The organism is Pararhizobium mangrovi, from assembly GCF_006516965.1.
Classification (GTDB): Bacteria; Pseudomonadota; Alphaproteobacteria; order Rhizobiales; family Rhizobiaceae; genus Pararhizobium_B; species Pararhizobium_B mangrovi.
Genome location: NZ_VHLH01000001.1, coordinates 1 through 23775 on the forward strand (window position 1 = coordinate 1; position 23775 = coordinate 23775).

The 23775-nt window shown below is 63.2% G+C and carries 23 protein-coding genes and 1 tRNA gene; 14 read left to right on the plus strand and 10 right to left on the minus strand.

Translation table 11 applies throughout. The annotated features are described in order from the left end of the window. Positions 1-87: 87 nt before the first annotated feature. The 4 genes from FJU11_RS00005 to FJU11_RS00020 form a co-directional block, all read right to left on the minus strand. On the minus strand, positions 88-1476 hold the full coding sequence (locus FJU11_RS00005) for a class I SAM-dependent methyltransferase (RefSeq protein ID WP_141164955.1): 1389 nt from the start codon (positions 1474-1476) through the stop codon (positions 88-90). 3 nt (positions 1477-1479) lie between these two features. Beyond that, complete coding sequence (locus tag FJU11_RS00010; protein ID WP_141164956.1) at positions 1480-2652, minus strand: glycosyltransferase; 1173 nt, start codon at positions 2650-2652, stop codon at positions 1480-1482. A gap of 1170 nt (positions 2653-3822) precedes the next feature. After that, positions 3823-4278 carry a hypothetical protein gene (locus FJU11_RS00015; RefSeq protein WP_141164957.1) on the minus strand — a complete coding sequence of 152 codons (456 nt, stop codon included), beginning with the start codon at positions 4276-4278 and terminating at the stop codon, positions 3823-3825. A 244-nt stretch (positions 4279-4522) separates the two neighbouring features. Further along, positions 4523-4612 (minus strand) — tRNA-Ser (locus FJU11_RS00020). 322 nt (positions 4613-4934) lie between these two features. Here FJU11_RS00020 and FJU11_RS00025 point away from each other — a divergent pair. The 9 genes from FJU11_RS00025 to deoA all read left to right on the plus strand — a co-directional run bounded on the left by FJU11_RS00025 (position 4935) and on the right by deoA (position 13609). Continuing rightward, complete coding sequence (locus tag FJU11_RS00025; protein WP_141164958.1) at positions 4935-5285, plus strand: hypothetical protein; 351 nt, start codon at positions 4935-4937, stop codon at positions 5283-5285. A gap of 5 nt (positions 5286-5290) precedes the next feature. After that, the gene (gene msrA / locus FJU11_RS00030) at positions 5291-5941 is read left to right on the plus strand and encodes a peptide-methionine (S)-S-oxide reductase MsrA (protein WP_141164959.1); all 651 of its coding nucleotides are present in this window, start codon (positions 5291-5293) and stop codon (positions 5939-5941) included. Positions 5942-6124: 183 nt separating this feature from the next. Beyond that, positions 6125-7144 carry a BMP family lipoprotein gene (locus FJU11_RS00035; RefSeq protein ID WP_141164960.1) on the plus strand — a complete coding sequence of 340 codons (1020 nt, stop codon included), beginning with the start codon at positions 6125-6127 and terminating at the stop codon, positions 7142-7144. Between the two features lie 260 nt (positions 7145-7404). After that, complete coding sequence (locus FJU11_RS00040) at positions 7405-8937, plus strand: ABC transporter ATP-binding protein (protein WP_141164961.1); 1533 nt, start codon at positions 7405-7407, stop codon at positions 8935-8937. Next, the gene (locus FJU11_RS00045) at positions 8934-10070 is read left to right on the plus strand and encodes an ABC transporter permease (RefSeq protein WP_141164962.1); all 1137 of its coding nucleotides are present in this window, start codon (positions 8934-8936) and stop codon (positions 10068-10070) included. The genes FJU11_RS00040 and FJU11_RS00045 overlap by 4 nt, the downstream gene beginning before the upstream one ends. Before the next feature lie 3 nt (positions 10071-10073). Further along, positions 10074-11045, plus strand: coding sequence for an ABC transporter permease (locus FJU11_RS00050; RefSeq protein ID WP_141164963.1), 972 nt, complete (start codon positions 10074-10076; stop codon positions 11043-11045). A 4-nt stretch (positions 11046-11049) separates the two neighbouring features. Further along, positions 11050-11454 carry a cytidine deaminase gene (locus FJU11_RS00055; protein ID WP_141164964.1) on the plus strand — a complete coding sequence of 135 codons (405 nt, stop codon included), beginning with the start codon at positions 11050-11052 and terminating at the stop codon, positions 11452-11454. An 8-nt stretch (positions 11455-11462) separates the two neighbouring features. Beyond that, positions 11463-12275 carry a purine-nucleoside phosphorylase gene (locus tag FJU11_RS00060; protein ID WP_141165267.1) on the plus strand — a complete coding sequence of 271 codons (813 nt, stop codon included), beginning with the start codon at positions 11463-11465 and terminating at the stop codon, positions 12273-12275. After that, positions 12272-13609, plus strand: coding sequence for a thymidine phosphorylase (deoA, locus tag FJU11_RS00065; RefSeq protein WP_141164965.1), 1338 nt, complete (start codon positions 12272-12274; stop codon positions 13607-13609). The genes FJU11_RS00060 and deoA overlap by 4 nt, the downstream gene beginning before the upstream one ends. Positions 13610-13724: 115 nt before the next feature. Here deoA and upp read toward each other — a convergent pair whose 3' ends face one another. From upp to FJU11_RS00095, 6 genes are all read right to left on the minus strand, one after another. Beyond that, positions 13725-14354 carry a uracil phosphoribosyltransferase gene (upp, locus tag FJU11_RS00070; protein WP_141164966.1) on the minus strand — a complete coding sequence of 210 codons (630 nt, stop codon included), beginning with the start codon at positions 14352-14354 and terminating at the stop codon, positions 13725-13727. A 40-nt stretch (positions 14355-14394) separates the two neighbouring features. Beyond that, positions 14395-15408 carry an adenosine deaminase gene (locus FJU11_RS00075; RefSeq protein ID WP_141164967.1) on the minus strand — a complete coding sequence of 338 codons (1014 nt, stop codon included), beginning with the start codon at positions 15406-15408 and terminating at the stop codon, positions 14395-14397. Further along, entirely contained in the window at positions 15405-16625 is a 1221-nt protein-coding gene (locus FJU11_RS00080) for a phosphopentomutase (protein ID WP_141164968.1), read from the minus strand. The genes FJU11_RS00075 and FJU11_RS00080 overlap by 4 nt, the downstream gene beginning before the upstream one ends. A 90-nt stretch (positions 16626-16715) precedes the next feature. Next, on the minus strand, positions 16716-17333 hold the full coding sequence (locus tag FJU11_RS00085; protein WP_181407976.1) for a TadE/TadG family type IV pilus assembly protein: 618 nt from the start codon (positions 17331-17333) through the stop codon (positions 16716-16718). Beyond that, a complete protein-coding gene (locus tag FJU11_RS00090) occupies positions 17317-17940 on the minus strand; it encodes a TadE/TadG family type IV pilus assembly protein (RefSeq protein ID WP_141164970.1) in 624 nt (207 codons plus the stop codon). The genes FJU11_RS00085 and FJU11_RS00090 overlap by 17 nt, the downstream gene beginning before the upstream one ends. Positions 17941-18049: 109 nt before the next feature. Next, positions 18050-18469 (minus strand): pilus assembly protein N-terminal domain-containing protein, encoded by a 420-nt coding sequence (locus FJU11_RS00095; RefSeq protein WP_141164971.1) that lies wholly within the window; start codon positions 18467-18469, stop codon positions 18050-18052. A gap of 269 nt (positions 18470-18738) precedes the next feature. On the opposite strand from FJU11_RS00095, the gene FJU11_RS00100 reads away from it, so the two are divergent. The 5 genes from FJU11_RS00100 (at position 18739) to FJU11_RS00120 (ending at position 23768) form a co-directional block, all read left to right on the plus strand. After that, entirely contained in the window at positions 18739-19278 is a 540-nt protein-coding gene (locus tag FJU11_RS00100) for an A24 family peptidase (RefSeq protein WP_181407977.1), read from the plus strand. A 128-nt stretch (positions 19279-19406) separates the two neighbouring features. Continuing rightward, the gene (gene cpaB / locus FJU11_RS00105; RefSeq protein WP_141164973.1) at positions 19407-20261 is read left to right on the plus strand and encodes a Flp pilus assembly protein CpaB; all 855 of its coding nucleotides are present in this window, start codon (positions 19407-19409) and stop codon (positions 20259-20261) included. Further along, the gene (locus FJU11_RS00110; protein ID WP_235890693.1) at positions 20261-21727 is read left to right on the plus strand and encodes a type II and III secretion system protein family protein; all 1467 of its coding nucleotides are present in this window, start codon (positions 20261-20263) and stop codon (positions 21725-21727) included. Before cpaB ends, FJU11_RS00110 begins: the two co-directional genes overlap by 1 nt. Before the next feature lie 13 nt (positions 21728-21740). After that, complete coding sequence (locus FJU11_RS00115; protein WP_181407978.1) at positions 21741-22439, plus strand: CpaD family pilus assembly protein; 699 nt, start codon at positions 21741-21743, stop codon at positions 22437-22439. A 111-nt stretch (positions 22440-22550) separates the two neighbouring features. Then, the gene (locus FJU11_RS00120; protein ID WP_235890735.1) at positions 22551-23768 is read left to right on the plus strand and encodes an AAA family ATPase; all 1218 of its coding nucleotides are present in this window, start codon (positions 22551-22553) and stop codon (positions 23766-23768) included. Positions 23769-23775 lie beyond the last annotated feature (7 nt).

The following is a 23775-nucleotide window of genomic DNA, read 5'->3' on the forward strand; positions in this document are numbered from 1 at the left end:
CACCAGCCTCCCATCCGGCCAGAAGCTTGAATCAGAAAACAGCGGCAGACGGAATCCTGGACCGATTCACGAAGCTCGGATCACGCTCTAGCTATCGAGTAACATACTGGTCCTCATCTTATGAAGCGCCGGCGCGCTCGCTCGGTTTCCAGCTACAAGAATTGACAGTATATCACGAACGTCCATCAACGCCGACCCAACCACCTGTCCGGCGAATACCCCATGCGTAACAGATTTAAGCGAAACACCATATTCCCTAAGTCTATCTCTCACGGGAGATGATTTATCGAGACTCATGAGTTCAAAGAATATGGATTCATCGTTTTTCCAGAAGGCCGTATCGAATTTTTCCGATCCAGAAATATGAACACTCCAACACTGTCTTCTTGCAGAACGCACGACCTTCACAGCAGCAGACCCGCCTCCTGAGACATCACGGGCTCGCAATTCTTGAAGGAACAGCGACGCCAAGCCCGTAGTTGTGAAATGAAGATGACTAGTGTGTTCGGATGCGCCGCCGCTACGGGCTTCACGAAGAGCGTAGAACCCTATCCTGAGCTTCTCGGAGACAAATCCATCTAAGTGGTCAACAATATCCTGCCCTGCCTTCACCGATTCAACAACGAATGTAATGTTAGGTAGCGGGCTTGAACCCTTAGTATGTTGTAGCTTATTCCATAAACCGGGAACTTGATCTGTAAAATCGGACGAAGAAGTGATGACACCGACGGATGGCCGGACCTTATTTTTTCGGAAAGGAAAGACACCTGCATAGAAAACTGCGCTATCCTTACGAAACCGTGATGTCTGGTTGGCACCGACTAAGCTGCCTACTACCATTCTTCCACAAAGATCTTCATCGATCACCTTCGGCGAATACATGTTTACCTTTTCCAATTGATCTATCGGAAAGGCGCCGAAACCGTTTAAAGCAATTCCTCCAAAATAATGCCCCTTGCCGAAAAATCTTTCCGTCATCGTTCGAAATTCCTCAAATGAGAACGTCTTGCGATGGAAGGAATTCAATGTTCTTCCTGGTCCAAAATACAACTCGTCATTTGGGACGGTGAGAACAACGCAGCCGCCTGGCGCCAATCTCGATCTAATCAACTGGAGGAACTGTTCTGGCTTCTCCAGATGCTCTAGGGTTTCTATCGAGACAATAACGTCGAACATTCGGTCGCATCGGTGAAGATACTCCAGAGCATCATCGCAATAAAAATCTAAATTATCGATGCCTCTGAAATTAGTTTTAGCGGACAAAATTGCTTCTTCGCTGACATCAACGCCGATGACTTCGCGCGCCCCCCAGCAGCTAGCGAGCTGCGCAGATCCCAAACCTTCGCCGCACGCAATATCAAGCACCGATCGGCCAGCAGTATAGCTTGATGCGAGTAGGTACCGTGCCTGATGTATAGCAACAGCAGTACTCACGTACGATGAGCCAGGTGCAACCCGCTTGCGTTCGATCGGCATACGCTAGTCCCATCCAAGTTGGCTGCGAATTAATGGCCCAAATGGGGCAACACACGAACATCTTAGCGGAGCCTGCGCTACACCGCCATTATTTCGACCGGCGACTGCGTTTCCGAGTAGATACAACCAATTCTCTACGAAGTCCGGGTGACGAAGATGCTTCTCTGCGAATGCGGCAGCTTTCAAACTCATTTGCGCTCGAAAATCTGGCTTGCTCGCCCTCATTAGAGCGATTGCCAGTGAACCCGCCGTCGAGCGATCGGCTAGGCATCCCGTTTCTCCTTCCGATATTAAGTAATTCACTCCGGGACAATCCGAATATCCGACACACGGCACGCCGTAACTAAAGGCCTCGATCACTACATTAGGAAGCCCTTCCTCAAAAGAAGGTATTACTAGAAGAGAAGCATCAGCATAAATTTTGTCCGGGTCTGAAACGATTCCATGATCTGTTATAGAAATTTTTGGATTTTCCGCCTTAAAGCGCGTAAGCTCTTCATAGAAATTATTCGATCCATAAAGATGAAGTTGCCATTCTGGGTCGGCATCAGCAAATCTAGCGAATGCCTCAACTGCGGACATTCCGTTCTTGTTGCGGTTTTTCATTGCACCGACTGCTATGATTTTTTTTTGCGGTGATGTCTGTGTTGATGCTGGTTCATGCTTGAGAGAGTTGAAGAACGAGTAGGAGAACGGCTTGATCGCAGGTGTTATTGTTTGTGCGTAGTCGGGGACTGTAAAGCGGACCGCCGCAGCTCGGCTAAAAATCCCTTGGCGTAACCAGAACGCGTCTTCGAGCGTGCTGCAGCCGTCCTGTTGCATAACGTACAAAGTTGAAACCATTCGGCTTGGATTCGTACATTCTTGAATGACAAATGGAGCAGCAACGAGATCGCTAATTTCAGCAATCCGTCGAAAAAAGCCTGCCATCCCAAAACCAACGACAACGTCGTAACGACCGCGCTCGCGCAACAAGTCATCGTCTTCCCGCAAGTTTAATGGTCTGATATCAACGCCTGACGGAAGTTCGTATGATGGCGCTGCGTCCTTCCGTGAGTTGCACAAAATGGAAGCCGTCCCTCCGTTTTGATCAATTATACCTGATACTTCAGCAGCAACTTTTTCGGCCCCGCCTTTTCCGGTCAGAAAGCTTGGGATAAGTAAACCTACTCTCATCGTAACACCAATTCCCCTATTAAAGCGAGTCAAACATGACTGATATCTCTTTTCGAATTGATTTTCTCAATTCCGTTTCTAGGAAGCCGATCCGCGTTTTGTGACGGGCTACAACGTCGCTCGATCGTTTTAACAAGCGCTCACCTTTTTTGTTCTTAGACTGCTCTTCTTTCAAGCGCTCTCGTAGTTCTTCGATCCTCTGAAGATCTTTTGGATATAGGTGCGTCTCCTCGATGGTACCGTTTTGAACTTTCTCGTTTTGGAGGTTGAGTAACAGCTTACGTTTCTCAGTCTGCAACGCATCGAGTGACGAAAGCCTGACCAACCGCAAACCAGCGACTGATAGGCAACGATTCAATAGTTTCGCTAGCGACATCATGCACCCCGCTCTCTAAATGCACTTCGAATGGGTTCTACCCGACACCCCATGATTAATTTGCAACCTAATGCAGATCTAACTGCATGCCGCGAGAGATCTAACTGCTAGGCCTTGAACATGGAATCTTAATACGATCATATCTACTACGGTGGTCGCCGTCGCAGTTGGCCCGGTTCCTGAAAACAAGCCCTACCTGATAGCATCTTCGACCTATAACTGAACTGGCATCCATCAGCGATTAGAATGCTGGCCTTTGCTGTTACGCCTGAAGGTGCGGGTTCATCAACCTGTCGAGATATGAAGTCCCCTCTTAAGTTGCATCAGAGCCGGCTGCAGCGAGAGTTCTAGCGGCCGCAGGGGTCTGATATCTGCGCAGCGAGTCCGGTTTCGCGGCGTTGACGCCCCGATTGCAATGGGCGGTGGCGGTCCCTATGGAGTCGAAGTTGGAGCAATGGCTCTCTTTCAATAGTGCATCACGCATCCAGTCTTTGAAGCTTTCAACGGAGCTATTCTGCATCCGCATTCCTAGCGCAATGTCCTGGCACTAGGCGTTGCGCCCCCTAGCCTGGGCGAACATGGAGTTCGAAGTGAAGTCCGGGCCGTGGTCAAGCTACACGCTGTCTGCCCCGAGCTATCCATCACTAAGCATGCTGTCTTATGGAGCTACGGATACGACAACCTCGAATATCAGGACCCCAAGTTCTCTGAGCGCGCCTAGAACTTCTCTGCAACTCCAATAGGGCAAGAAAGAATTTTCTTGCAGGCGTAAATGCTCTGTACGGCTATAGGGATTATGCCACGTGCATCGGACTGTATCGCTGTGTCGAAAACTCGGGCGGCTCTCTCGCAAATTCCGTCGAACTACAATCTGAAGCTGATCGGTACGGTGATGCACAAGGTGCTTGCTCGAAATCCGAGCATTCCTCGAAGTTGCAGAGCAGTTCGGCTGCTCGAGCGTGAGAAACCCGCCATACCTTCCACTCGCGCATTCTGGCGCCGAGCTTGTCGGAGAAGTCCAGGACGTCGCGCGAACAACGAATTTCCTTTTTGGAACGGTAGGCTTGGTGCAGCTTGAACCTTTGCCCATTCTTGACGGCCCGAACCTTCCGGCTGGCGATGATGTCCTCGGTCGTCTCATGGATACGGTGGTTCGTTCGCGGCGAGATCGCGATGGTCGGAGACAAGGCTCGGCAGGCCTCGACGAATTCTCTGAGAATTACGGCAGGGTGGGTGATTGCAGTAGCCATTTCGAACTCCGTTGTTGATGCGGCGCTGGTGCGCCGATCGCACTTTACGGAATGGCTCGGAGGGTCCGGGTGCTCATTGAGCGCATTTCGACCGGATCGTCGCGCTTACAGCGCGCACCTCGCAACGCGGTGATGCCCGTAATTGGCAAAATGACCACCGCGGTCAAAGTGTGGGGTGAATTGGTGCTGCACGTTCGACAAAATACAGAAAAACGCGCCATTACAGGAACTTAACGGGGTAGAGTGGCGGACAGAGAGGGATTCGAACCCTCGAGACGGTTACCCGCCTACACGCGTTCCAGGCGTGCGCCTTCGACCGCTCGGCCATCTGTCCGCTTCGCCGGCCGGCCGCATCGAAGCCGGTCGGCGGGGCGTTTGCCGGGTCGACCGGTTCGCCGCGGCGGACTATAGTCACAGCTTCGTGCGGATCAACCGGTTTCTGGCGATTTCCCAAACTTCGGATGGGTGTCGCTCCTGGCGGAAGGCCTCCGATCGACGTTCGCTTCGCCGCGACGGAGCGCTTGTGCCTCATGCGGGGTCCGCTTCGATCGGCCAAATTCGGCTCTGGCGATTGCGGGATGGCGCGGATGTCCTACCTAGGGCGGTAGGTTCGATCGATCGGCCGTTCGCCGATCCCGCTACGCGCAGAGGCTTCGATGCGGTTCGTCTTGTCCGTCATTGCGCTCGTCGCACTTGTCGCAGCCATCGCGACGGGCTTGCTGGATGCGGTGCGCTCCGTCGCCGTCGGAGGCGTCGCGTTGACGCCGATCGCTTCACCCTGGGTCGCAGCGGCGCCTTCGAGCTATCACGTGACGATCGCAGCGCTAGCGGCCGGCGCGCCGGGCTTCGTCGCGGCCGGCTTCGCCTGGCTGATGGCGCAGCCGGTGATCGTTCCGTCCGCGGCGATCGCGCTTGCCGCCTATCTTGCGGCCGTTCGGGCGGGGTCGTCCGCCGCGCGGGGAAGGCCCGCCGGGCGTTCGGCCTGGCTCCATCAATCGAGGAGATGATTGCGATGTTGTTCAACGATCTTTTCGCGAAGAAGACCGAGATGGTCACCGCGGCGAATGCGCTGCCCGGCCGTTCCGAGGCGATCCCGACGGCCGAGCGCCACCGGGTCAACGACCATCCTCTCAAGGGGCCTTATCCGGAGACGAGCCAAATCGCCATGTTCGCCATGGGTTGCTTCTGGGGGGTCGAGCGGCTGTTCTGGCGCATGCCGGGCGTGTGGGTGACGGCGGTCGGCTACGCCGGTGGCCATACGCCAAACCCGACCTACGAGGAGACGGTGACGGGCAAGACCGGCCATGCCGAAGCCTGCCGCGTCGTCTACGATCCCGAAACGGTGAGCTATCGTGACCTCCTGAAGGTCTTCTGGGAAGAGCACGACCCGACCCAGGGCATGCGCCAAGGCAACGACGTTGGCACGACGTACCGCTCGGCCATCTTCGTCTACGACGCCGAACAGCGGCGCGAAGCGGAGGAAACGCGCGATGCCTACCAGGCGGCGCTGCGCGCGGCAGGCCGGTCGGATCGCATCACCACGGAGATCCTCGACGCGCCGGAATTCTATTTCGCGGAGGACTACCACCAGCAATATCTCGAGCGAAATCCCGGCGGCTATTGTGGGCTGAAGGGAACCGGCGTCGATTGTCCGGCGGCGTGAGCCGGGCCTTCCGCCGGTTTTGAACGGCTGGTAAATTTTCACGTGAAATTCGCGTTTGGGCGTGCAAGGATGCGCTCCGGCACCGGAAGCGCGGCTTTCGGCCATGCCCGGCCATGTGCCGGGCAGGCTTCATTTCCGTGCGCTGATCCGGCAACGGCCAGCAACCACAGAGGGCTCGAACACATGAAAAGACTCCTGCTCACCGCCGTCGCACTCGCCGCCCTTTCGGCCGGTGCCGTGGCGAAGGACTTCAAGCCGGCCGTCATCTACGACATGGGCGGCAAGAACGACAAATCCTTCAACGAGGCCGCCTATAACGGCGCCCAGAAGTTCAAGAAGGAGACAGGCGTCGATTTCCGTGACTTCGAGATCGCCAACGATGCGCAGCGCGAGCAGGCGCTACGCCGCTTCGCGCGCGACGGCGACAATCCGATCGTCGTCGTCGGCTTTTCCTGGGCCAACGCCATCCAGTCGGTCGCGCCGAAATATCCCGATACGGACTTCGTCATCATCGACGCGACGGTCGACGCCAAGAACGTGCGTTCGGTCACCTTCGCGGAGCCGGAAGGCTCCTATCTCGCCGGCATCATGGCGGCCATGGCGTCGAAGACCCACACGGTCGGCTTCATCGGCGGCATGGACGTACCGCTCATCCGCAAGTTCGAGTGCGGCTACATCGGCGGCGTGAAGCATGCCGACAAGGACGCCAAGGTACTGACCGCGATGACCGGCACGACGCCGGACGCCTGGAACGACCCGGTCAAGGCCGGCGAGATCGCCAAGTCGCAGATGGACCAGAGCGCCGACGTGATCTACGCCGCCGCCGGCGGCTCGGGCACGGGCGTGCTGCAGGCGACCGCGGACGCGAGCAAGCTCGCCATCGGCGTCGATTCCAACCAGAACTACATGCAGCCCGGCCATGTGCTGACCTCGATGGTCAAGCGCGTCGACGTCGCCGTCGAGCAGGCGTTCAAGGACGAGCAGCAGGCGGTGAAGGACGACGGAAAGTCCTTCAAGACCGGCGAGCAGCATCTCGGGCTCGCCGATAACGGCGTCGGCGTGGTGTTCGACAAGTACAACAAGGATCTCGTCACCGACAAGATGAAGCAGGCCGTCGAAGAGGCCAAGCAGAAGATCATCTCCGGCGACATCAAGGTCCACGATTATCTGACCGACGACAGCTGCCCCTATCAGTCCAGCTGAGCCGCTTCGAAACACGGGTTTCCGGTCGGTCGTGTTCCGGACGGGGACCGCAATGCTTCGTTGCGATCCATCCCCGACGTCGCGTGCTTCAAGCGCGCGACGTTGGTGCTTTCATCATCGATCCTGCTTTCGCATGGCGAATGGCGAGAACGGCCTGGTGCCGATCTCGCTTGCGACCGAATGCCGGACTTTGAATCCGCTCGCGAAGGCGATAGCCATGGACGTAATCTTCCGGCAGACGAGATGGCACGCGGCAGGCGATGAGTGAAACGGCGATCGCGCTGAAGGGCATCGACAAGAGTTTCGGTTCCGTTCACGCAAACCGCAACATCAATCTCACGGTGCGCAAAGGCACCATCCACGGCATCGTCGGCGAGAACGGCGCGGGCAAGTCGACGCTGATGTCGATCCTCTACGGCTTCTATCAGGCCGATGCCGGCGACATCCTCGTCAACGGCGAGAAGGTGGAGATCCGCGATTCCAACGCAGCGATCGCGGCGGGTATCGGCATGGTGCACCAGCACTTCATGCTGGTCGAAAACTTCACCGTGCTCGAAAACATCATGCTCGGCGCGGAAGACCGGCAGGTCCTCAACGCCGGCATCGCGCGCGCCAGGCGCACGCTGAAGGAACTCGAAGAGGAATACGCGCTTCAGGTCGATCCCGATGCGATCACCGAGCAGCTTCCCGTCGGCAGCCAGCAGCGCGTGGAAATCCTGAAGGCGCTCTACCGCGGCGCCGACATCCTCATCCTCGACGAGCCGACCGGCGTGCTGACGCCGTCGGAAGCCGACCACCTTTTCCGCATCCTCGAGCAGCTCCGCAACCAGGGCAAGACGATCATCTTCATCACGCACAAGCTGCGCGAGGTGATGGCGATCACCGACGAGGTCTCCGTCATGCGCCGCGGCGAGATCGTGGCGACGAAGGAGACGTCGCAGACGTCGGTCGACGAACTCGCCGAGCTGATGGTCGGCCGGCGTGTGCTGCTCCGCGTCGACAAGGGCGAGAGCACCCCGCGCGAGACGCGCCTCGAGGTTAAGAACCTCACAGTCGACGACGAGCGCGGCGTGACGATGGTCAAGGACGTTTCCTTCGCCGTGCGGGCCGGTGAGATCGTCGGCATCGCGGGCGTCGCCGGCAACGGCCAATCCGAACTGATCGAGGCGATCTCCGGCATTCGCCGTGCGCGCTCGGGCGAAGTCATCCTCGAAGGGGAGCCGATTTCGGTCAGCGGGGAGGCGGATCCGCGGCGGCTGCGCGCGCGCGGCCTCGCGCACGTGCCGGAAGACCGCCATCACATGGGCCTCGTACTGCCCTTCGAGGAGAGCGAGAACGCCATCCTCGGCTACCAGACGGATGCGCGCTACGTGAACGGCGCCTTCCTCAATCTCGGCGCCATCCGGTCCGACGCCGGCGAGAAGATGGAGCGCTACGACATCCGCCCGCCGGACCCGCGGCTGAAGACGGCGAACTTCTCCGGCGGCAACCAGCAGAAGATCGTGCTCGCGCGCGAGATCGAGCGCGATCCAGAAGTGCTCATCTTCGGTCAGCCGACGCGCGGCGTCGACGTCGGCGCCATCGAGTTCATCCACAAGCGCATCATCGAGATGCGCGACGCCGGCAAAGCCGTGCTCGTCGTCTCCGTCGAACTCGACGAGATCCGCGGCCTTTCCGATCGCATCCTCGTCATGTTCGACGGGCGCATCGTCGGCGAGCGTGACGGGGAGGCGGGCGAGAACGAACTCGGGCTGCTAATGGCCGGTGTCGAAGAGGAGGGGACGGCGGCATGAGCACGCCCTATGCGAAGTTGCCCGCCTGGGCGGAATACGTTCTCCTGCCCTTCGTCAACGTCGTCGTCGCGTTTCTCGTCGCCGGCCTCGTCGTGCTTCTGGCCGGCGACAGTCCGCTCCACGCCTTCCAACTGATGATCGAGGGTGCCTTCGGCTACGGCGAGGGGATCGGCTACACGCTCTACTACGCGACGAACTTCATCTTCACCGGGCTCGCCGTCGCCGTCGCCTTCCACTGTTCGCTCTTCAACATCGGCGGCGAGGGGCAGGCGTATGTCGGCGGCATCGGGGTGGCGATCGCCGCCCTGTGGCTCGACCGTTTCGTGCCGTGGTGGGTCACGTTCCCGGTCGCGATCGCGCTTTCGGCCGGCTTCGGGGCGCTTTGGGCCTTCATTCCCGGCTATCTCCAAGCCAAGCGCGGCAGCCACGTCGTCATCACGACGATCATGTTCAACTTCATCGCATCGAGCCTGATGGTCTATCTGCTCGTCCATGTGCTGAAGCCGGTCGGCGCAATGGCGCCGCAGACGCGTACCTTCGCCGAGGGCGGACAGCTGCCGACGCTCGGCTGGCTCCTGAAGCTCTTCGGACTCAATCCGGGCATCGCGCCGTTCAACATCACCTTCCTGCTCGCGCTCGTCATGTGCTTCCTCGTCTGGGTGCTCGTGTGGCGCACGCGCTTCGGCTACGAGCTTCGCACGCTCGGCTTTTCGCGCGGGGCCGCGCGCTATGCCGGCATCAACGAGGCGAAGATCATCATCCTCACCATGATGATCTCGGGCGCGCTCGCCGGCATGATGGCACTCAACAACGTCATGGGCGACCAGTTCCGCCTGCAGCTCGACTTCGTCAACGGCGCCGGCTTCGTCGGCATCGCCGTCGCGCTGATGGGCCGTTCGCACCCGCTCGGCATCATCCCCGCCGCGATCCTCTTCGGTGTCCTCTATCAGGGCGGCGCGGAGATCTCCTTCGACATGCCGGAGATCTCGCGCGACATGATCGTCATCATCCAGGGGCTGGTGATCCTCTTCGCCGGCGCGCTCGAAAACATGTTCCGCCCGGCGCTCGCGAGCGCGTTCGGCCGGATCGGCCGGTCGAGGCGCGACGTCGCGGCCCCGGCGGCAGGAGAATAGGCGATGGTCTGGCAGACGATACTCGATCTTCTGGAATCGACGGTGCGTGTCTCGCCGCCGCTGATCTTCGCAGCCCTTGCCGGCCTGTTTTCGGAGCGCTCCGGCATTTTCGACATCGGCCTCGAAGGCAAGATGCTCGCCGGCGCGTTCGCCGCCGGTGCGGCGGCCTCCGTCAGCCATTCCGCGCTGATCGGCCTGCTGGTGGCGATCGTGGTGTCGCTGCTTCTGGCGCTCGTCCACGCCTTTGCCTCGATCACCCAGCGCGGCAACCAGATCGTCTCGGGCGTCGCGATCAACTTCATCGCCGCCGGCGCGACCGTCATCCTCGGCCAGGCATGGTTCGACCAGGGCGGGCGCACGCCGCAGCTTGCGGCCGGCGAGCGCTTCACGACCGTTGACCTGCCCTACGCACAATGGGCTTCGAACCACATTCCCGTGCTCGGGCCAATCTACGAACACCTGATCTCGGGCCAGTTCTGGCTCACCTATCTCGCCTTCGCGATGGTGCCGTTCACCTGGTGGGTGCTTTATCGCACGCGCTTCGGCCTGCGCCTGCGTGCCGTCGGCGAGAACCCTGCCGCGGTCGATACCGCCGGCATCTCCGTCACGTGGCTGCGCTACCGGGCGGTGATGTGCGACGGCATCCTGTGCGGCATCGCCGGGGCCTATCTGTCGATGGCGATGGCGGCAGGCTTTACGAAGGGCATGACGGCCGGTCGCGGCTACATCGCGCTCGCCGCCCTCATCTTCGCCAAATGGCGGCCGGTGCCGGTGCTCTTCGCCTGCCTTCTCTTCGGCTTCCTCGATGCCTTCGGCATCCGCATGCAGGGCGTGCCGCTGCCGATCATCGGCCAAGTGCCGGGCCAGTTCGTGCAGGCACTTCCCTATATCCTGACCGTCGTTTTGCTCGCCGGCTTCATCGGCCGCGCCATCCCGCCGCGCGCCGGCGGCAAGCCCTATGTGAAGGAACGCTGACGCCATGGCCGACGACGCCGTGAACGCCCTGTTCGATGCCGCGCGCGATGCGATGGCGCATGCCCACGTGCCGTATTCGCGCTTTCCGGTCGGCGCGGCGATCCGCGACGGCGAGGGCCGCGTCCATACCGGCGCGAACATCGAGGTCGTCTCGTTTCCCGAAGGCTGGTGCGCGGAGACGACCGCGATCGGCCACATGGTCATGGCCGGTGGCCGGCACATCGAAGAGGTCGCCGTCATCGCGGAGAAGCTCGCGAAATGCACGCCTTGCGGCGGCTGCCGGCAGCGCCTCGCCGAGTTCGGCACGGCCGAGACGAAGGTGCATCTGTGCGACGAGACCGGCGTCGTGGAAACCGTGCGCCTTTCCGATATGCTGCCGATGGGCTTCGATGCGGAACTGTCCAAATGAACCGGATGATGACCCCGGCGGCCGAGGCGCTGAAAGCGCGGCTCGGCGGTCTCTCGCCGCGCCATGCGCTGGTCCTCGGCTCCGGCCTCGGTACCCTCGTCGAGGCGATCGCCGATCCGGTGCGCGTGTCCTATGCCGATCTGCCGGGCTTTCCGGTGTCGTCCGTTTCCGGCCATGCCGGCGAGATCGTCGCGGGCACGATCGGCGGCACGCCGGTCGTCGCGCTGTCCGGCCGCGTCCATTTCTACGAGACCGGCGACCCGGCGGCGATGCGTCCTGCCATCGAGACGCTGCGCGACCTCGGCGTCGAAACGCTGATCCTCACCAACGCCGCCGGCTCGCTGAAGCCGGACATGCCGCCCGGATCGGTGATGCGCATTGCCGACCACATCAACTTTTCCGGTTGGAACCCGCTGATGGGCACGCCGGACGCCCCGTTCGAGGACGGCCGCTTCGTCGGCATGTCGAGCGCCTACGATCAACCGCTCGCTGAAGCGATGCGCAAGGCCGCGAAGCGCATCGGCGTCGAGCTTCACGAAGGCGTCTACATGTGGTTTTCCGGCCCGAGCTTCGAGACGCCGGCGGAGATCCGCATGGCACGCACCCTCGGGGCCGATGCCGTCGGCATGTCGACGGTGCCGGAAGTCATCCTCGCGCGCTTCTTCGGCTTGCGCGTGGCGGCGGCCTCCGTCATCACCAATCTCGGTGCCGGCATGGACGCCTCCGAGCTCTCCCATGCCGAAACCAAGGAGATGGCGCCCGTCGGCGGCAAGCGCCTCGCCGCTCTTCTCACCGCCCTTTTCGAAGAGGAAGCACCATGACCGTCCTGCCGCAGGAGATCGTCCGTGCCAAGCGCGACGGCAAGGCGCTTTCGGCCGAGGAGATCGGAGCCTTCGTGAAGGGCCTGACGGACGAGAGCTTCGGCGAGGGGCAGGTCGCAGCCCTTGCCATGGCGATCTTCCTGAACGGCATGAGCCGCAAGGAAGCCGTCGCTCTGACGCTCGCCATGCGCGATTCCGGCGACGTGCTCTCCTGGGAGGGCATCGAGGCGCCGATCGCCGACAAGCATTCGACCGGCGGTGTCGGCGACAACGTCTCCCTGATGCTCGCACCGATCGTCGCGGCCTGCGGCGTCGCCGTGCCGATGATCTCCGGGCGTGGCCTCGGACACACCGGCGGCACGCTCGACAAGCTGGAATCGATCCCGGGCTATACGGCGATGCCCTCCTCGGAAGCCTTCCGCAAGGCGGTGAAGGAAGCAGGCTGCGCGATCATCGGCCAGACGGGTAATCTCGCACCCGCCGACAAGCGCTTCTACGCGATCCGCGACGTGACGGGCACGGTCGAGTCCATTCCGCTCATCACCGCCTCGATCCTCTCGAAGAAGCTCGCTGCCGGTCTCCAGGCGCTCGTCCTCGACGTGAAGGCCGGCAGCGGCGCCTTCATGCCGGACGCCGAGAGCGCGATGGAACTCGCCAACACGCTGGTCGAGGTCGCCGACGGCGCCGGCCTGCCGACGACGGCGCTCGTCACCGACATGAACGAGCCGCTCGCCAGTGCCGCCGGCAACGCGCTCGAAGTAAAGAATGCCGTCGACTTCCTGACCGGTGCGCATCGCGACCCCCGCCTCGAAGAGGTCACGCTGGCGCTCGCCGCGGAGATGCTCTACTGCGCCGGCAGGACGGTGAGCCCGGACGATGCGGCCGCCATGGCCGGCGAGGCGCTTGCAGAAGGCAATGCGGCGGAATGCTTCCAGCGCATGGTGGCGACGCTCGGCGGGCCTACCGACTTCGTCGAGAACGTCGAAAGCCATCTGCCGAAAGCGCCGATCGTGCGCACCGTCGAGGCGCCGGAAGGCGGCGTTCTGACCGCCTGCCGCACGCGCGACCTCGGCCTCGCCGTCGTCTCGCTCGGCGGAGGGCGCCGCAACGCATCCGACGAAATCGATCATGCCGTCGGCCTCAGCGATCTCCGTCCGCTCGGCACGAAGCTCGAACGCGGCGACGGTTTCGCCACCATCCATGCCCGCGACGAGGCGAGTGCCGACGCGGCACACGAAGCGCTCCTTTCCTGCTACACGATCGGCGAGGCATACGAGGGCACCGCAAGCACGGTGCTGCGGCGCATCGACGGTTCGAGCCCTGCGAAGGGCTGAGCGAGCTGCGAAAGGTACGCTGCGGGAACCGTTTTCAACCGCACGGATGCCGGGTCGAGCGGCAGCCGGAACGAAGCCCGCGCCACCGCGAACCGTATGGCGCAGGCGCGAAAGCCTACTTCGTGCCGTACATCCGGTCGCCGGCGTCGCCGAGGCCCGGAACGATGTAGCCGCTCTCGTTCAGTCGCTCGTCGATGGCGGCGGTGAAGACGGGAACGTCCGGATGCGCTTCGCGGAAACGCTCGATGCCTTCGGGTGCTGCGAGCAGGCACAGGAAGCGCAGGTTCTTCGCGCCGCGTTCCTTCAGCCGTTCGATCGATGCGATCGAGGAATTGGCGGTCGCGAGCATCGGATCGACGACGATCACCAGCCGGTCGCCGATATCCTCGGGCGCCTTGAAGAAATATTCGATGGCCTGAAGCGTGTCGTGGTCGCGATAGACGCCGATATGCGCCACGCGTGCCGAGGGCACGAGATCGAGCATGCCTTCGAGAAGCCCGTTGCCGGCGCGCAGGATGGAGGCGAAGACGAGCTTCTTGCCTTCCAGCACCGGTGCGTCGATGGTCGCCATCGGCGTCTCGATGCGCTCGGTGGTCAGTTCCAGATCACGCGTGATTTCGTAGCACAGAAGCGTGGAGATCTCGCGCAGGAGGCGGCGGAAGCCGGCCGTCGAGGTCTCCTTCTTGCGCATGAAGGTGAGCTTGTGCTGCACGAGCGGATGATCGATGACCGTGACGCCGTCCATGGATGGTCCCTTCCGGTTGCCGTCCTTTGATACCGCGGCCTTAGATACCTTCCTCGGGACGAGAGCAAGGAATTGTGCTCTGACTGTCCACCTTTGCGAGCAGTTCCCCGCGGGTTTGTTCGTCGACGAAGGCCGCCTCGATCGCGGTTCGAGTCATGCGACGCAGCGCGGCGTCGTCGAAGCCCATGGCTTGCGCGGCCATCGCGTATTCGTGCCCGAGCGAGGTGTCGAAATAGGGCGGGTCGTCGGAATTGAGCGTCACCGGGACGCCGGCCGCTACCAGTTCGGCAAGCGGATGCGACGCGAAATCGGCCGCGATGCCCAGTGCGACGTTCGATCCCGGACAGACTTCGAGTACGGTCGTCGTCTCGGCGAGGCGCTCGACGAGTGCGAAATCCTCCACCGCGCGGACCCCGTGCCCGATGCGCGAAGGCGCAATGTGATCGAGCGCGTCGCGCACGCTTTCGGCGCCGGCAAGTTCGCCGGCATGCACCGTGATTCCGAGGCCGGCTTGCCTGGCGAGCGAAAAGGCGTCGGCGAACGCGTCGAGCCGGCCGATGCGCTCGTCCCCCGCCATGCCGAAGCCGGTGACGAGGGGATGCGGGCCGCTCGCGGCGAAGCGCGCGGCGCGTTCCACCGCTTCGGCTCCGAGATGGCGCACGCCGATGACGATCATGCGGCATTCGATGGCGTGCTTCGCCCGGGCGCGGGCGATGCCTTCGCCGAGACCGGCAACGTAGGCGAGCGGCGAGAGACCGGCATCGGCGGCGTGGTCGGGCGAGACGAAGATCTCGCTGTAGATCGCGCCTTGCGCGGCGATCGAAGCGAGGTAGCTTTCGGCGAGCCGGGCGTAGTCCTCCTCGGTGCGAAAGAGGCTGGAAGCCGTGTCGTAGGCGGCGAGAAAGCTCGTGAAATCGTGCCAGACGAAGCGATCGCCGTCGATGAACGCGGAAACGTCGGTGCCGTAATGCGCAGCCTGTTCGACGACGAGCCCGGGCGAGGCCGCGCCCTCGATATGGCAGTGCAGTTCCGCCTTCGGAAGTTCGTGCGTCACAGGAAGCTCGTTCCGTGCCTTCCGGGTTCGAGGCCGAGATGGGCTGCGATGCTTTCGCCGATATCGGCGTAGGTTTCGCGCACGCCGATGCCGCGGGCACGCATGCCCGGGCCGAACGCGAGAACCGGCACCCGCTCGCGCGTGTGGTCGGTGCCGCGCCAGGTCGGATCGCAGCCATGGTCCGCCGTCAGCACCACCATGTCGCCGCGCTTCAGCTTGCGGCCGAGCTCGGGCAGGTGCGCGTCGAAGGCTTCGAGGGCGGCGGCGTAGCCCGTGACGTCGCGGCGGTGGCCGTAGACCATGTCGAAATCGACGAAGTTGGCGAAGACCAGATCGCCGTCTCCGGCTTCCTCGATCGCTTGCATCGTCGCCTCGAACAGCGCCTCGTTGCCGCTCGCCTTGCGCAGGTCGGTAACGCCCTGATGGGCGAAGATATCGCCGATCTTGCCGACGGCGATGACCTGCCGGCCGGCTTCGCTCGTCCGGTCGAGCAGCGTCGGCTCGGGCGGGGGCACGGAATAGTCGCGGCGGTTGCCCGTGCGTTCGAACGCGGCACTCGTCTCGCCGACGAAGGGCCTGGCGATCACGCGTCCGATATTGAGCGGGTCGACGAGTACGCGCACGCTCTCGCACAGCGCATAGAGGCGATCGAGCCCGAAATGTGTCTCGTGGGCGGCGATCTGGAAGACGGAATCACTCGACGTGTAGCAGATCGGCTTTCCGGTGCGGATGTGGTCCTCGCCGAGCGCCTCGATGATCTGCGTGCCGGAAGCATGGCAGTTGCCGAGGATGCCGTCGAGATCACCTTCGCGGCAGACCGCTTCGACAAGATCGGGCGGGAAGGCGTCGCCTTCCTTCGAGAAGTAGCCCCATTCGAAGGAGACCGGCACGCCGGCGATCTCCCAATGGCCGGACGGCGTGTCCTTTCCCTTCGAGGTCTCGCTCGCCGCGCCGTAGATGCCGATCGGCCGGGCCGGCCGGTTGAGCCCCTCGGGCAGCGCGCCGTTCGCCTGATAGGCGGCGTGGACGAGGCCGAGCGCCGTCATGTTGGGCAGGTGGAGCGGACCGGAGCGCAGGCCTTCGCGATCACCGAGGCCGCGCGCGCAGAATTCCGCGATATGGCCGAGCGTATCGGCACCGAGATCGCCATACCCTTCCGCATCCGGCGCCCCGCCGATGCCGAAGGAATCGAGGACGAGAAGAAATGCACGCGCCATACCGGCCTCCAGTTCGCCGCGGGCAGGAGCGGCGTCGATCAAGGTCTATCGCATCGTGGGGGCTGCGGAAAACCGGTTTCGCTCGCAGTGTCAGCAGTTCGTGCAAGCGAGGCCGATGTTTTGGCGGGGGCGCAGGTAATAGGTCTTCCCGAGCGTCAGGGTGTCGAGATCGAGGTCGGCTGCGCCCGGCATCATCAGGCCGTGCTGCACGGAGACCCTCGCGCGAACGAGGTTGGCCTCGCCGTTCGGAATGTCGCCGGCATCGGCGATCAGGTCGTCCGGAACATCGACCGCGCTGCCCTTGCCGAACGGTTCCTTGCCATCCTGATTCCATGACCACGCGACCCGTGCGTCGCCGTTCTGGATGCGGATGCCGGTGATCTGCATGACGTACGATTTCGAAGTGTAGGGCGTCATGACGGCCTCGACGACGTCGTTCATCGTCTTCAGGTAGGTCTGGTCGACGCTGTCCTGACGCGTCACCAGGTCGCCGACCGTTTCGGCCGCACGTGCCACCTTCTTGTCGATCGACATCGCCACGGAGATTTCCGCAGCGCCGATATAAAGCAGGATCAGCACCGGCGCGACGAGTGCGAACTCGATCGCCCCGATGCCGCGCACGTCGTCGCGGAAGCGCCCGACCGCCGATCGCGCGCGTGAGAGGGCCCGGTGCGTGCGGGCTGCGAGACCGTCAGGGATAGTTTTCATTCGTGAAGGCCGCAGTCGCCACCATGAGGAAATAGGAAGAGGAGGCACCGGCGCTCTGGCGCACATTGCTGAGATACGGGCGGATGAGATCGGCGGTGATCGGCCAGCGGTAATAGGCGCGCACCATCGTCTTGGCGCCGGGACCGGCAGGCGCGTACGCGAAGGAGGACGTGTCGAGCGGGCCGTACGTCTTGCCGCCCTGGCGCGGAACGCCGGTCGGCATGTCGGCGAAGCTGTCGAAGGAACGCACGTCGAGCAGCAGCTTCGGCGCGGTGCTCGACCCGTTGCACGACATCATGATGTCGATTTCCTCGCAGAACGCGGTCCGGAACTGCTCGGCGTTCATGAACGTGCCCGCGTGGCCGGTCTGGCCGACGATCTGGCCGGTGCGCAGCTTGCGCCCCATCGTGTCGACGGCGTTTTCGAGAAGCTGTTCGCCGGTGAAGGCGACGAAGGTCTCGATGATGGCGAAGACGATAAGGAAGAAGGGGATTGCGAGCAGGGCGAACTCGATCGCCGCCGCGCCGTCCCGCGATGCGAGGAGGCGCCGGAACGGGCCGCGAAGGCCGTATGATGAACGCGCGCGCGCCGGGTTCGAACTGCGCATGGGATAGGCTCGTCCTTGCTTCACGCTTCGTTTCTAGCGCGAAGGCGTTGACGAAACCTTGCGGTTTCAAACGGATGGCGAAGTGTGCGGGTTCACCACGGCCGGCGGATCAGTTGCCGTTGGAGCTACGTTTCTCGCAGCTGGCCGCGCAGGAAAGGACGGTGCGCTCGATGCTCTGGCCGCTCTGCCGGTAGACCCGTACCGTGTTGGCACGCGTGGAAGAGACGACGATCTCGCGGTCGACGACCGCGTCGCCGTTCTTGGCGAGGATGACGAGATTGGTCGAGCCGTAGGACTTTCCCGTCAGCACCACCGTCTTCGGATCGGCGACGGTGACGTCGGCGATGTCGGAATTGCCGACGATGACCTGCTGCACCGGTCGGTCGAGCTTCAGGATACGCGCATGGTCCATGGTCACGACGATGGACGAATGCTCCTGCGCTGCCGCCGGCACCGCCGCGACGAGGAGGCTTGCGAGGATGAAGACGAAGCGATGCAGCGGTGCGATCGCATTATGATAGGCAGGCATGGCTTTGTCCCGGCTCCTTCGAACGCCGGGCACCGTGGCATGCGATGGTGAACGAAGCCTTAAAGACCCGAACGGCTGCGGGTGAAGGGAAGAATGCTTCGCCCATCGGCTCGGCGCGGGATCGGATAAGCGTTTCTTAACCCCGGTCGTTAAGCACGTCGCAATCCGCTCCGGCGAGAATGGCGATCGTGCGAAGCGCTCGTCGTCGCGGGCGCATGGATGAACGGGTGAGGGGCCGGTACGTCGGTCTACCCGAAGGAGCGGCTTCGATGGCGTCCATGCTGGATATCGCGGTACCGATCGTCATGCTCGTCGTGTTCGCATCCTGCATGTGCACCGGCGGGCTGAGCGATCTGGCATCCATGCGGATCCCCAACCGTGTCAGCGTGGTCCTGGTCGCCACGTTCGTCCTGCTTGCGCCCGTATCCGGCATCTCGCTCGCGCTTTACGGAACGCATCTGCTTGCGGGGGTGGCGGTGTTCGCGGTGGGGTTTGCGCTTTTCGCGGCAAACGTGATCGGCGGCGGCGACGCCAAGATGATCGCCGCGACGGCCGTGTGGTTCGGCCTTTCCGGCGACCTTGCCGACTTCCTGGTTTCGACGGCGATCGCCGGCGGCGTGCTCGCCCTTTGCATCCTTGCGCTTCGTGCGGCGGCCGGACGGCTTGCCGGGGTCGGTATTCCGCTTCCCGCCCATTTCCACGATGCACGTGCCGGGCTGCCCTACGGTGTCGCGATCGCGTTCGCCGGCCTCGTCACCATCATGCATACGCCGCTGGCGCAGATGGCGATCGCCCGCTTTCACGCATGACGCCGGAAAGCGAAGCCGTCCGGTAGGTTTGCGTTAACCAATTATCTCATTAGATCGTTAACCGTAATTATACGATTGATTGCGCATGTTCGGCTCCGCAACCTTACGCAAGCAGCCGAGGGCCGCGCATGAAACCCGCCCGTCTCGTCATACTGGCCGTAGCCGTCGTCGCCGCCGGGCTGGCAGGCTATATCGCCATGAACATGACCGGCGGCGGGACGGAGACCATCCGCGTACCGGTCGTTCAGCAGGCCCAGAACAAGAAGGTCCTCGTGGCGAAGGCGAGCCTTCCGGTCGGCGCGCGCCTGAAGGCCGACGACCTCGCCTGGCACGACTGGCCGGAAGACGGCGTCGTCGACGGCTTCTACACCAAGAAGGAGCGGCCCGACGCGATCGAGAAGCTGAAGGGCTCGGTCGTTCGCATTCCGATGTTCGCGGGCGAACCGGTGATCCGCGAGAAGATCGCGGGCGCCGGCGGCAACGCGATGGCCTCGCTCCTGCCACAGGGCAAGCGGGCGGTGGCGACCCGCATCTCGGTCGCCGACGGGGCAGGCGGCTTCATCCTGCCGAACGATCGCGTCGACGTCATCATGGTGCGTCGCCAGAACGAAGGCAGCTACGCGACCGAGACCGTTCTTTCGAACATCCGCGTGCTCGCGATCGACCAGAACATGAAGGGCGATCCCGACGGCAAGAACGCCGTCGTCGGCGCCACGGCGACGCTGCAGCTTTCGCCGAAGCAGGCGAAGATCCTGGCGGTCGCCCAGCAGGTTTCGGACCGGCTGGTGCTGGCGCTGCGCAGCACCGCGGACGCCGGCGAGACGGACAGCGGCGGCGCCGACGACCTCGTCAACGACCAGGGGCAGTCGGGTATCCAGATCATCAAGTCGGGCGCGCTCAGCAGCATCACCGCACCGAACGGCGGATCGACGGGGCCAAGCGACACGATGATGGCCGACAAGGTAATGGGGCAGGGCAAGTAATGAAGCTGACACGGGCCATGGCGAACGTCGCGCGGCTGGCTGCGCCGACAGCGCTTTGCGCGAGCGCGTTCATTGCCGCGACGGGGCTTTGCGCATCGCCCGCGGCGGCGCACTCGAATATCATCAAGATCAGCGAGAACGGACCGGACGCCTCGCGCGACGTCTCGCTCGGCCTGAACAAGGCGGTGGTGATCGACCTTCCCGCCGACGCACAGGACATCCTCGTCGCCGATCCCAAGGTGGCGGACGCCGTCACCCGCTCGGCACGTCGGCTCTACGTCTTCGGCAAGCAGGTCGGCCAGACCAACATCTTCGTCTTCGGTGCCGGCGGCCGGCAGATCGTCTCCCTCGATCTTTCTGTCGAGCGCGACGTCAGCAATCTGCAGAAGCAGCTGGGGCGGTTCATTCCCGGCTCCGACATCAAGGTCGAGATCATCAACGACAACATCGTCCTGACGGGAACGGTCAAGAGCCCGCAGGATTCCGCCCGTGCCGCCCAGGTCGCCAACATCTTCGTCAGCGGCGGCGAGGCGACGTCCAGCACGGCATCCGCGACCGCTTCCGTCCTCGGCTCGAACCAGCGCAACTCGCAGATCGTCAACCTTCTGCAGATCACCGGGCAGGACCAGGTGAAGCTGAAGGTCACCGTCGCCGAGGTGAAGCGCAACATCCTCAAGCAGCTCGGCCTGGATACGTCGCTGAGCGGCTACGGCGCCCTGCAGACGGCACGGCTGACGAACCTGCCGGGCAGCCTGGCGGCGTCCGGCACGGACGGGGCGCAACTCGCGCTCGGCGGCAATCTCGGCCAGGGCGATATCTCCGGGACGCTGCGTGCGCTCGAGCAGGCGCAGGTGATCCGCACGCTCGCCGAGCCGACGCTGACGGCGATCTCCGGCGAAAGCGCGGATTTCCACGTCGGCGGCCAGGTCTACTTCACCACCGTCGTCGACGACAACCAGTCGTCGCTCGAGTCGATCGACTACGGCATCGAGCTCGGCTTCACGCCCGTCGTGCTGTCGCCCGGGCGCATCAGCCTCAAGATCAACACCGAGGTTTCCGAGCCGCAGTCGACCGGTCAGTCCGGCCAGTACGCCAAGTCCACGCGTACCGCCAGCACCTCGGTGGAACTGCCGTCGGGCGGCTCGATCGTCATCGCCGGCCTGCTTTCCGACAATGTCGACCAGACGGTCGCCGGCGCGCCGGGCCTTTCCAAGATCCCGGTTCTCGGCACGCTCTTCCGCAGCCGCAACTTCCAGCGCAAGCAATCCGAACTGGTGGTGATCGCGACGCCCTACCTCGTCCATTCGGTCGCCCGCAACAAGCTGGCCCGGCCCGACGACAACCTGGTGCCGGCCCGCGACGGGTCCGGGTACTTCATGGGGCGCGTGAACCGCATCTACGGCAAGACGAAAACCGACGTGCCGGACGGGCGCTATCACGGTCTCGTCGGCTACATCTACAAGTGATCGGGGCATGGGGATGATCAATTCGACACGCATCGGGGGCGGCCGAAGGCTGCGTGCCGCCGGGCTCGGCGTTCTCGCCCTTTCCGTCCTCCAGCTCGCCGGTTGCGTCGGCGGCCCGCCGGCCCACAGCGTGATCGTCGGCTCGGTGCCGACGGACTATCGCACGCGCCATCCGATCGTGGTTTCCTCGCGCGCCAAGACGCTCGACGTGCCGGTCGCCGCCGGCGCCCGCTCGCTGACGAGCGGCAACGCCGACATCGTGCGCGGCTTCGCCGACGATTTCGAAAAGGACGAGGCCGGCCTCATGCACGTGCTCGTGCCGGACGGCTCGGTGAACACGGCCGCCGCCGGGCGCATGATGCCGCAGGTGCGCCGCGTGCTCGCGCGGCGCGGCGTGCCCGCAGGCCGCATTGTCGTCTCGCGCTACGATGCCAGCGGTTACGAGGAAGCGCCGATCCGCCTCCTCTATCAGGGGCTTGATGCGCATACCGACGCATGCGGACGCTGGCCGAAGGACCTTGCGGACCAGCCGGGCAACGAGAGCTACGAGAATTTCGGCTGCGCGATGCAGAACAACCTCGCCGCCGAGATCGACAATCCGGGCGACCTCATCGCCCCGCGCGGCATGTCGCCGATCGATTCGCAGCGGCGCACGGTCGTCTACGACAACTACGTCCAGAACGGCACGGGCGGCGGATCCTCATCGCAATAGGAACGTGCCACGCACGCGCTTCGCGCAGGTGGATCGAACAGACGGGAAATCGAGATGAGTGACATCGCCCGAGAAGAAGACGTGGGAGCCTTCCAGGAAGAGACCGCCGGCATGCGTGTCGACGAGATCCGGCCGCTTCCGCGCATTTCCGTGCAGGCGTTCTGCGAAAGCGAGGGGCTCTTCCGCACGATCGAGCGTTGCGGTCAGGACCGGCGCATGGCGAAGGTCAATCTGCGCGTGACCCATGGCGGCATCCAGGCTGCGGTTTCGATGTTCGAGACCGCGCCGACGCCGAACCTCATCCTGCTCGAGGTGACCGCCCAGCCGAAGGACGTCATGGAGACGCTGGCGCCGCTCGCCGACGTATGCGACCCGACGACCAAGGTGGTGCTCGTCGGCCATTTCAACGACATCGCGCTCTATCGCGAACTCGTGCGGAACGGCATTTCGGAATACCTCGTCGCGCCGGTCTCGCTCGCCGACGTGCTCGCCTGCATCGCGACCATCTTCGTCGATCCCGAAGCCGAGCCGCTCGGCCGGTCGATCGCCTTCGTCGGCGCCAAGGGCGGCGTCGGCTCCTCGACGATCGCCCATAATTGCGCCTTCGGCATCTCCGACCTGTTCGAGACCGAGACGGTCCTTGCCGATCTCGATCTCGCCTTCGGCACGGCGAGCATCGATTTCGACCGCGATCCGCCGCAGGGCATCGCCGAAGCGGTTCATTCGCCCGATCGCCTGGACGAGGTGTTCCTCGACCGGCTGCTCGCGCGGTGCTCGGACAATCTGTCCCTGCTTGCGGCGCCTTCGCTTCTCGACCGCACCTACGATTTCAAGAGCGACAGCTTCGCTCCGCTCGTCGAGATCCTGCGCCGCAATGCGCCCGTCAGCATTCTCGACGTGCCGCATGGCTGGTCCGAATGGCACCGCAGCGTGCTCGGCGAGGCCGACGAGATCGTCGTCACCGCGGTGCCGGACCTTGCCAATCTGCGCAACACGAAGAACCTCTTCGATGCGCTCGCCAAGCTGAGGCCGGACGACCGCCCGCCGCATCTCGTGCTCAACCAGGTGGGCGTGCCGAAGCGTCCGGAGATCGGGCCCGACGATTTCTGCGAGCCGCTCGGCGTCCAGCCGGTCGCGCTGGTGCCCTTCGACAGCCAGCTCTTCGGATCGGCGGCCAACAGCGGCCGGATGATCGCCGAGATGAGCCCGAAATCGACGACGTCCGAGACCTTCTCCCAGCTCGCCCACATTCTCACGGGCCGGATCGAGGCGCATCGCCCGCGCCGCGGCGGCCTTGCCGGCATCATGCAGCGGCTCGCCCGCAAGTAGCCGGGGC